The following is a 9,376-nucleotide window of genomic DNA, read 5'->3' as shown; positions in this document are numbered from 1 at the left end:
GTGGAGGACCCGCGCGCCTTCGGCCTGGTCCCCACCGACGCCACCGGGCGCGTCACCGCCTTCCTGGAGAAGCCGCAGAGCCCCGAGGCCCCGCCCCTTTGTGCCGCGAGCTCCCTGTGTACGTCGCACGCCCCCGTACGAGCCCTGTGCGCCTCTCCGCACTCCCCCGGACCGTCCCCGAGCGCCCCCGCGCCTCCCGGCCGCCACAACACCCGTTCGATGGCATTCCCCGGCCCCGGCAAGCCCGCTGTCGATTTGTCACGATTCGGAAGAGTTCTCAACGTGAGGGCATCACACAGATGAACTCCCGTGGGCGAGACGACGAACCGGCCTTGCCAGGCCGTAAGCATCCCCGACTATCGGACTAACGTGCTGTGGGCCAGCTGAGTCCCATTGAGGGGAACCTTGTGATCGACACGCCCGAGGAGGCCCGCGGGACGTCGACCGGCACCGTGGTCCGTACCGTCCTGCCACCTGCCGAGACGTCCGCCGCACCCAAACCCGCGGCGCCCCGGGAGAACCGGCTGCGCGCCCTCGACGGGCTGCGGCTCGTCGCGGCCCTGATGGTGGCGGGTTACCACTACGGCGGCCGGGACGGCGAGGTCGTCCAGGCCTGGGGCACCTCGCCCCAGCACCAGTTCCCCACCCTGCACCATCTGTTCGCCTACGGCTGCCTGGGCGTGCAGGTCTTCTTCGTGATCAGCGGCTTCGTCATCTGCATGAGCGGCTGGGGCCGGCCGCTGCGCTCCTTCTTCGCCTCCCGCGCCTCGCGGCTGCTGCCCGCGTACTGGGCCGCGATCATCATCGTGACGGCCGTGTTCGCCCTGCCCGTCGTCGCGTACAAGACGGTCTCCCCGAGCGACGCGCTGGTCAACCTCACCATGCTCCAGCAGCCGCTGGGCGTCGACCGGGTGCTCGGCGTGTGCTGGACCCTGTGGGCGGAGGTCCGCTTCTACGCCCTCTTCGCGCTGTGCATCGTGCTGCCGGGGGCGAACCGGCAGCGCGTGATCCTGTTCTGCGCCGCCTGGACCCTGGCCGCGGCCATCGCGCAGGGCGTGAACGAGCCCCTGCTCAACACGGTCCTGATGCCGGAGTACGCCCCGTACTTCATCGGCGGCGTCGGCCTCTACCTCGTCCACCGCAACCGCCGTGACGCGTACGCCTGGGGCATCGTCGGCGTGAGCTGGCTGATCGGCCAGCACTACGCGGTCCAGCGCCTGTGGCACGCCCCGAACCCGGAGTTCTTCTCCAACCGCTCGTCCTACGCCATCATCCTCGTCGTCACCTTCGGCTACGTCGCCGTCGCCGCGATCGCGCTGGGCTGGCTGCGCTGGGCGAACTGGCGCTGGCTGACGGTCGCGGGCGCCCTGACGTACCCGTTCTACCTGGTCCACGAGCACCTGGGCTGGGTCTTCATCAAGGCCTACCACCGGACCCTGCACATCCCGTCGTACGGCACGTTCCTCGCCACGGTCGCCACGATGCTGCTGCTCGCCTGGCTGCTCAACCGGTTCGTGGAGAACCGGCTCACCCCGAAGCTGCGCACGGCCCTGTCGAAGCCGCGCCCGTAGCCGGCCGGGGAATCCCGCCCCGGACCGGCGAAGGGCGCGCGCTCAGCCGATGCCGTAGCGCGCCTCGATGCCCGCGACGATCAGGCCGAGCCCTTCCTCGAAGTGCCGCTCGTAGGCCTCGAAGATCTCCGCGCCCGCCGCCGCCGACAGCGGGAAGTCGGCCATGCGGCGGGCGCGTTCGTCCGTGTCGTACCCCTCGCGGCGCTCGCCCGGCAGCGGCTGGACGCCCTGTTCCTCGGTGACGAAGCCGAGCGTGTACAGGTACGTGGTGGAGATCGCGCGGACCGCCTGCGTGAGCGTGAATCCCGCCTCGGTGAAGAGCGTCAGGGTCCGCTCCATCTCGACCGCGTGCAGGGTTCCCGTGAAGCGTGAACCGCTGAAGACCTTGGCGCCGTCGCGATAGCTCAGCAGGGCGGCGCGCAGTCCGCGGTTGGCGGCGAGCAGCCGCTCCCGCCAGCCGTCGCCCCCGGCCGCGCCGGGGGTGTCGACCATCCGGCGGTACATCTCCGTGGCCATCTCGTCGAGCAGTTCCTGCTTGTTCTTGAAATGCCAGTAGAGCGCCGGCGCCTGGACGTTCAGCTCCTTGGCGATGGCCCGCAGGGTCAGGCCGTCGAGGCCCGTCTCGTTGAGCAGCCGCAGAGCGGTCTCGACGACCTGCTTCTTGTCCAGCCTGGGGGATCGCTGGGGTCTCTGGGTAACCACGCTTGACAGTTTAACGCCGTTAAGGACATGCTCGTCCCATCGAACTTAACAACGTTAAGGAAAGAGGCATGGGCATGACATTGAATCCCCACATGAACGTGGACGTGGACGTACTCGTCGTCGGAGCCGGCCCGACCGGCCTCGCCCTCGGCATCGATCTCGCACGGCAGGGTGTGGACGCGCTCGTCGTCGAGCGGGGCGAGGGCCTCGCGCCGGGATCGCGCGGCAAGGGGATCCAGCCGCGCACGATGGAGGTGTTCGAGGACCTCGGCGTCCTCGACGCGATCCGCGCGGCGGGCGGCGACTACCCGGTCGGGCTGATCTGGCAGGACGGGAACCCGGCGGGCGAGCACCCGATGTTCGACCCGGCCGAGGACGGCGAGGCGGGCTCCCCGTTCACCGCGCCGTGGATGGTCCCCCAGTGGCGCACGCAGGAGATCCTGCACGCGCGGCTGACCGAGCTCGGCGGCCGGGTCCACTTCGGCCGGGAGGTGACCGCGCTCCACCAGGACGAGGACGGTGTGACCGTGCGCTTCACCTCGGGCGAGGGGGCGGGGACCGTCCGCGCGCGGTACCTGGTGGCCGCCGACGGTGGCCGGTCGGCCGTGCGCCGGGCCGTGGGCATCGGCATGACCGGTGCCGGGGCGGACGGTTCGGGTGTCGTCGACCCGGACCCGATCCTGGTGGCGGACGCCCGGATCAGCGGCCTGGACCGCGACCACTGGCACATCTTCCCGCCGAGCGACGACACCGACGGCTTCATGGCGGTCTGCCCGCTCGCGGGCACGGACTCCTTCCAGATCGTCGCCGGGTTCCCGGCCACAGCCACGGTCGACAGCTCCCCCGACGGCGTACGCAAGGTGTTCGCCGCCCGTTCGCACCTGGCCGCCGACGCGGTGACCGGGATGACCTGGGTCTCGGAGTTCCGGCCGCGCGCGGCGCTGGCCGACCGCTTCCGCGCGGGCCGGGTCTTCCTCGCCGGGGACGCGGCGCACATCCACTCACCGGCCGGTGGCCAGGGGCTCAACACCAGCGTCCAGGACGCCTACAACCTGGGCTGGAAGCTCGGCGCGGTCCTGCGCGGCGAGGCTCCCGCGTCGCTGCTCGGCACCTACGAGGAGGAACGCCGCCCCGTCGCCGCACACATGCTCGGTCTGTCCACCCGGATCCACCGCGGCGAGGCCCGCCGCGGCAAGGAGACCCGTCAGCTCGGCCTCGGCTACCGCGGCTCCTCCCTCGCGGTGGAGACCCGCACGGACCTGCCGGACGAGGCGCTGCGCGCGGGCGACCGCGCCCCCGACGGAACCGTGGACGGCGTACGCCTCTTCGACGCGTTCCGGGGAGCGCACTGGACACTGCTCACCGTCGGCCCGGTCATGGAACCGGCGGAGCTCCCCGGCGTCCGCACCGCGCGGATCGGGTCGTACGAGCGCTACGGGACCGGGGTCTTCCTCGTCCGCCCCGACGGCTACGTGGGCTGGGCGGGCCCCGGCACACAGGGCCTGCGGGAGTACGCGGCCCTGGTGGGCCTCAGCGCCGGCTGAGTGCTACGCGCCGGCGAGGGTGAGCTTGACCGCGAAGCCGAGGAAGAGGGCGCCCGCGGCGGTCGTGGCCCCAGCGGAGAGGCGCTTGCGCCGGCGGAAGGCCGCCGCGAGACGCGTACCGCTGAAGATCAGCGCGGTCAGATACAGCACGCTCGCGAGCTGGGCGAAGGCCCCGAGCACGACGAACGACAGGGCCGGGTAGGCGTATCCGGGGTCGACGAACTGCACGAAGAAGGCGACGAAGAACAGGATCGCCTTCGGGTTGAACAGGCTGATCACCAGCGCCCGCCGGAACGGCCGCTCCCCGGCCGCCTCCTCGGGCTCCGCGCTCTCGGCGACCGCCTCCCGGCGGGCCCGCCACATGGCCCGCGCGGCGCGCAGCATCCCGATCGCCAGCCAGGTCAGATATCCCGCACCGGCGTACTTCACGATGCTGAACAGCACGACGTTCGCCTGGAGCAGCGAGGCCACACCGGCCGCCGACAGGGTCATCAGCACGGTGTCCCCGCACCACACGCCCGCGGCGGCGGTGTACCCCGTACGGACGCCCCGGCGGGCGGCGACGGACAGCACGTAGAGCGAGTTCGGTCCCGGCAGCAGGACGATCAGGACGAGGCCCGCGAGATAGGTGGGGAGATCGATGACACCAAGCATGGGACGGAGTGTCGCACGCGGCCGCGCCATCGCGTCCGGCGGTCTCATCACGGGTCGCTCACCCCCGGGAAGGACGCCCGGGGGCGAGCGGCCGACGTCCCCGGCGGCTCGTCCCGGGGCGACGGTCCGGGTCAGAAGGCGTCCGAGGGCACGTAGGTCCCCCAGATCTCGCGCAGCGCGTTGCAGACCTCGCCGACCGTCGCGCGGGCGCGCAGGGCCTCCTTCATCGGGTAGAGGACGTTGTCGGTGCCCTCGGCGGCCTTCTTCAGGGCGACGAGGGCGGCGTCGACGGCGCCCTGGTCGCGCTCGGCGCGGAGCCGGGCCAGGCGTTCGGCCTGCTGGGCCTCGATGGCCGGGTCGACGCGCAGCGGCTCGTACGGCTCCTCCGCGTCGATCCGGAAGCGGTTGACGCCGACCACCACGCGCTCGCCGGAGTCGGTCTCCTGGGCGACCCGGTAGGCGGAGCGTTCGATCTCGCCCTTCTGGAAACCGTGCTCGATGGCCCCGACGGCGCCGCCGAGGTCCTCGACCCGCGTCATGAGGGCGACGGCCGCGGCCTCGACGTCGTCGGTCAGCCTCTCGACGACGTACGAGCCGGCGAAGGGGTCGACCGTCGCCGTCACGTCCGTCTCGTAGGCGAGGACCTGCTGGGTGCGCAGGGCGAGGCGCGCGGATTTGTCGGTGGGCAGCGCGATGGCCTCGTCGAAGGAGTTGGTGTGCAGCGACTGGGTGCCGCCGAGGACCGCGGCGAGGCCCTGGACCGCGACCCGGACGAGGTTCACCTCGGGCTGCTGCGCGGTGAGCTGGACGCCCGCCGTCTGGGTGTGGAAGCGCAGCATCAGCGACTTGGGGTTCTTCGCGCCGAACTCGTCCCGCATCACCCGGGCCCAGATGCGCCTGGCCGCACGGAACTTGGCGACCTCCTCCAGGATCGTCGTACGCGCGACGAAGAAGAAGGAGAGGCGGGGGGCGAAGTCGTCGACGTCCATGCCGGCGGCGACGGCGGTGCGGACGTACTCGATGCCGTCGGCGAGGGTGAACGCGATCTCCTGCGCGGGCGAGGCGCCCGCCTCGGCCATGTGGTAGCCGGAGATCGAGATCGTGTTCCACTTCGGGATCTCGGCCCCGCAGTACCTGAAGATGTCCGCGATCAGCCGCAGCGACGGCTTGGGCGGGAAGATGTACGTGCCGCGGGCGATGTACTCCTTGAGGACGTCGTTCTGGACGGTGCCCGTCAACCGGTCGGCGGGTACGCCCTGTTCCTCGCCGACGAGCTGGTACATCAGCAGCAGCAGCGCGGCGGGCGCGTTGATCGTCATCGAGGTGGAGACCTGGTCGAGCGGGATCCCGTCGAACAGGACGCGCATGTCGTCGACCGAGTCGATGGCCACACCGACCTTGCCCACCTCGCCGTGCGCGAGCGGGGCGTCGGAGTCGTGGCCCATCTGGGTGGGCAGGTCGAAGGCGACCGACAGGCCCGTCGTGCCGTGGGCGATGAGCTGCCGGTAGCGGGCGTTGGACTCCACGGCCGTGCCGAACCCCGCGTACTGGCGCATGGTCCACGGGCGGCCCGTGTACATCGAGGGGTACACGCCGCGGGTGAAGGGGTACGCGCCCGGCGCGCCGAGTTTCTCGGCCGGGTCCCAGCCGTCCAGGGCCTCGGGGCCGTAGACCGGTTCGATGGGCAGTCCGGACTCGGATTCGCGCGTCATTGCTGTGCCTCCCGTGAAGCGGCCCGACGACAGGGACTCCGTTCCGCCGTGCGGCGGCTCGTTCCATGGTTCTCTTCCACCATGCCGCCCCGTTCGCAACCGGTCACCCGCGGGGAGCATCTCAGGTGACATGACGGCGGGACGGGGGCCTGATGTGCACGACAGGACGGGTGGAACAGGGGTCCGGATGCGTACGACTGGCTTGAAGAGGTCGCTGGCCGCGCTCGCGGTGCTCGCCGTGGTGAGCGGCTGCACGGCGCACGCCGTGGACACGGAGGGGAAGAAGGGGCCGGTACGGATCGACGGTTCGCTCGCCCCGGCCCCCGGCGCGACGAAGAAGGACGACGGCAAGCCCGCCTCCCCGTCGAAGGGGGAGGACGGCACATCCGGCTCCGCGGACGGGGGGAAGGACGACGAGCGGCCCACCGCCGAGCCCGCCAAGGTCCTCTGGTCCCGGGGCGACCGGGGTGACGCCATCCGCAGGGCGCAGGCCCGGCTGCACCAGGTCGCCTGGCTGATCACCCCGCCGACGGGGACGTACGACGCCCGGACGGTCGCGGCGGTGAAGGGGTTCCAGGGCAAGCGGGGACTTCCGCGCACCGGTGAGCTGGACACCGTGACCTGGCAGCGGCTGCGGAGGATGACGCACGAACCGGCCGGCTGGGAGCTGTACCCCTACGGCGGGCAGCCGGCCGCGAAGCCCGACCCGCGCTGCATGAAGGGCCGCGTGCTGTGCGTCAGCAAGGCGAGCCGCACCCTGCGCTGGATGATCGACGGCAGGACCGTCTCGGAGATGGACGTCCGGTTCGGCTCGCAGTACACGCCCACCCGCGAAGGGGTGTTCACGGTGTACTTCAAGTCGCGCCACCACGTGTCGACGATCTACCACACGTCGATGCCGTACGCGATGTTCTTCAGCGGCGGCCAAGCGGTGCACTATTCCTCGGACTTCGCGGCCCGCGGCTACTACGGCGCCTCGCACGGCTGCGTCAACGTCCGGGACGAGAGCAAGGTCGCGGCACTGTTCGCGCAGGTCCGCACGGGCGACAAGGTCGTCGTCTCCTGGTGAGGGGCCTCCGCGCGAAAGGCGGGGGGAAGAGAGTGGGGCGCGGGCGGGACCGGGGGAACGTGTCCCACCCGCGCCAGTTGCACGAAGCCGTGGGTACGGGGGGAACCCCGGCTCCGTGCTACGGCCGATGACCAGTCGGCTCATCACGTACTGCGTCGCGGCGGCCGAAAACGTCACACCCAGCCGATAGAAATTTCAACGACTTACGAAAGTGCTGGTCAGAGGGGTATCGCGGCGCTTCAGAGGAACGTGCCGGCCGACCGGTGCGGCATCGTCCTCGGCGTCGGGCCCGACGGCGGGGACCACGTCGGCGCGACCGGCAGGAGCGGGGTCGTTCGCGGACGCAGTGCGGACGGGGCGCTGACACCGTTGTCCCGGTGGTCGTTGCCGCCCGGTCCTCTGTGGTGACCGTCGCCGTCACCGTCACCACCGCCCGAGTCCCCCGAGTCCCCCTGGCCGCCCTGGTCCGTACCCTGCCCGCCGCCGTCGCCCGAACCGTCGCCGGCGCCCAGGCCGCGGCCGAGGACGCCCGAGCAGTACAGCCGCACCCGGGCACCGCCGCCCGCCATGTGCTCCAGGGCGCGCCTGCGGTCCCCGTCGAGGTCCTTGCCGTCGAGGAGGTCACGGCAGTACGCACGCGTCCTGGCCCACCACTCGCGGCTGCGGTCGGCGGTCCCGCCGGTGTCGGGACTCGGCGGACCGCTCGGGTGGCCGGTGCCCGCGGACGTGGAGGTGCCGCCGGACGGTTCGCCCGACGGGCCGTCAGGCACCGGCACCACGGCGCCGTTCCCGCCGGAGACCCCGGGCGAGGGGTTGGGCGAGGTCGAGACGAGCGGACGGTCCGGGGTCCGAGCGGCCGTGGCCGTCGCGGCCGGGCCCGGGTGTTCGCGGGTGAACGGGGTCGGCAGGACTCCGGTTCCGGCCGCGACGGCGACGCCGCCGACCATCCCGACGGCCAGCACCGCGGCGAGCCCGAAGCGGGTGGGCCGTCCCCAGCGGGTCCGGCGTCCGTGCGCGGCGGGGCGTCCGATCCGTACGAGACCGGCGTCCGCGGCGTCCGCGCCGGACCGCGCGCGACCGTGCCGGCCGGGCTGCGCGGCGACCACCTCTCCGCTCTCGCGCGCCTTGCGGAACGCGGCCAACGCGGCTGCCTCGCCCGGGAGTTCGTCGCTGGTCGGCTCGGGTTCCGTGGTCAGTGCGCCGAGCGCCGCGGCGAGGCGGTCCACCTGGTCACGCGTGCCGGGGTCGACGGCTTCCAGCGGCTGCCCGTTCAGCAGACGCTCCGCGGCGTCCCGGTCCAGCCACCTGTACTGCTCGTCGGCCATCACATGTCCTTCTGCGCCCGCGAACGCGTATGCGTCACACCGGCGGACGTCACCGCACGGGTACGGGAACCTCGTTGCGGGGGAACGGCGTCGAGCGCGCCGACGGATTCCGGATCGGTGCCGAGCAGTTCCGCGAGCCGTTTCAGACCCCGGTGCGCGGCGGTCCGGACGGCTCCGGGGCGCTTGCCGAGGGTCTCGGCGGCCGTCTTGGCGTCGAGACCGACCACGACCCGCAGCACGACGGCCTCGGCCTGGTCCTGCGGGAGCTGGGCGATGAGCGAGAGGGTGCTGCCGGTGGACAGTGCCTCCATCGCCTCGGTCGCGGTGTCGGACTCGGCGGCCTTGCCGGTCAGCTCGGTCTCGTCGCCGCCTATCGCGGGACGGCGCCCGCGCATCCGTATGTGGTCCAGGGCGCGGTTGCGGGCGATCCTCGCCGCCCAGCCGCGGAAACGGTCCGCGTCGCCGCTGAAGCGTTCCAGGTCACGGGCGATCTGGAGCCAGGCCTCGGACGTGACGTCCTCGGCGTCCGGCTCGCCCACCAGTGTCCGGACGTATCCGAGCAGGCGTGGGTGCACAGCTCGGTACACCGTCCGGAACGCGGCCTCGTCCCCGTCCTGTGCGGCAAGTACCGCGGCGGTCAGCTCCGCGTCGTCCCCCAGCACCCCCGCGCCCCTCTTTGCGCCTCGACCGGCTCCGCTCTCGCGGACCGGGTTCTCGCCGTCGTGCGTTCCTCGATGGACGGTTGTGGTCTCAGGTCCGCGTGGTCGTGGTCTGCCGCCCCACACGGTTCCGGCCCCAG

General features: G+C 72.1%; 8 protein-coding genes and 1 pseudogene. 4 read left to right on the top strand and 5 right to left on the bottom strand.

Features of this window, described 5'->3' with window-relative positions:
* Together ACWEBX_RS20485 and ACWEBX_RS20480 are read left to right on the top strand one after the other, a co-directional pair.
* A pseudogene (locus tag ACWEBX_RS20485) lies at window positions 1–87 on the top strand (sugar phosphate nucleotidyltransferase); the annotation flags it as partial.
* 320 nt (window positions 88–407) lie between these two features.
* Window positions 408–1,571, top strand: coding sequence for an acyltransferase family protein (locus ACWEBX_RS20480; RefSeq protein WP_451886246.1), 1,164 nt, complete (start codon window positions 408–410; stop codon window positions 1,569–1,571).
* A gap of 42 nt (window positions 1,572–1,613) precedes the next feature.
* On the opposite strand, the gene ACWEBX_RS20475 is transcribed toward ACWEBX_RS20480, so the two are convergent.
* The gene (locus ACWEBX_RS20475; protein WP_451886245.1) at window positions 1,614–2,273 is read right to left on the bottom strand and encodes a TetR/AcrR family transcriptional regulator C-terminal domain-containing protein; all 660 of its coding nucleotides are present in this window, start codon (window positions 2,271–2,273) and stop codon (window positions 1,614–1,616) included.
* 74 nt (window positions 2,274–2,347) lie between these two features.
* Between ACWEBX_RS20475 and ACWEBX_RS20470 the strand changes: the two genes are divergently transcribed.
* Complete coding sequence (locus ACWEBX_RS20470) at window positions 2,348–3,817, top strand: FAD-dependent monooxygenase (protein ID WP_451886253.1); 1,470 nt, start codon at window positions 2,348–2,350, stop codon at window positions 3,815–3,817.
* Window positions 3,818–3,820: 3 nt separating this feature from the next.
* On the opposite strand, the gene leuE is transcribed toward ACWEBX_RS20470, so the two are convergent.
* Together leuE and ACWEBX_RS20460 are read right to left on the bottom strand one after the other, a co-directional pair.
* Window positions 3,821–4,471 carry a leucine efflux protein LeuE gene (gene leuE / locus ACWEBX_RS20465; RefSeq protein ID WP_451886244.1) on the bottom strand — a complete coding sequence of 217 codons (651 nt, stop codon included), beginning with the start codon at window positions 4,469–4,471 and terminating at the stop codon, window positions 3,821–3,823.
* Window positions 4,472–4,602: 131 nt separating this feature from the next.
* Window positions 4,603–6,183, bottom strand: coding sequence for an acyl-CoA mutase large subunit family protein (locus ACWEBX_RS20460; protein WP_451886243.1), 1,581 nt, complete (start codon window positions 6,181–6,183; stop codon window positions 4,603–4,605).
* A gap of 187 nt (window positions 6,184–6,370) precedes the next feature.
* Between ACWEBX_RS20460 and ACWEBX_RS20455 the strand changes: the two genes are divergently transcribed.
* Window positions 6,371–7,252: a L,D-transpeptidase family protein gene (locus tag ACWEBX_RS20455; RefSeq protein WP_451886242.1), complete on the top strand. Its 882-nt coding sequence runs from the start codon at window positions 6,371–6,373 to the stop codon at window positions 7,250–7,252.
* Window positions 7,253–7,491: 239 nt separating this feature from the next.
* On the opposite strand, the gene ACWEBX_RS20450 is transcribed toward ACWEBX_RS20455, so the two are convergent.
* A complete protein-coding gene (locus ACWEBX_RS20450; protein ID WP_451886241.1) occupies window positions 7,492–8,577 on the bottom strand; it encodes a hypothetical protein in 1,086 nt (361 codons plus the stop codon).
* The gene (locus ACWEBX_RS20445) at window positions 8,577–9,239 is read right to left on the bottom strand and encodes an RNA polymerase sigma factor (RefSeq protein WP_382793301.1); all 663 of its coding nucleotides are present in this window, start codon (window positions 9,237–9,239) and stop codon (window positions 8,577–8,579) included. The genes ACWEBX_RS20450 and ACWEBX_RS20445 overlap by 1 nt, the downstream gene beginning before the upstream one ends.
* Window positions 9,240–9,376: the final 137 nt, after the last annotated feature.

It is taken from the genome of Streptomyces sp. NPDC005070 (assembly GCF_053600395.1).
This window is presented reverse-complemented; position numbering and strand designations above follow the sequence as displayed.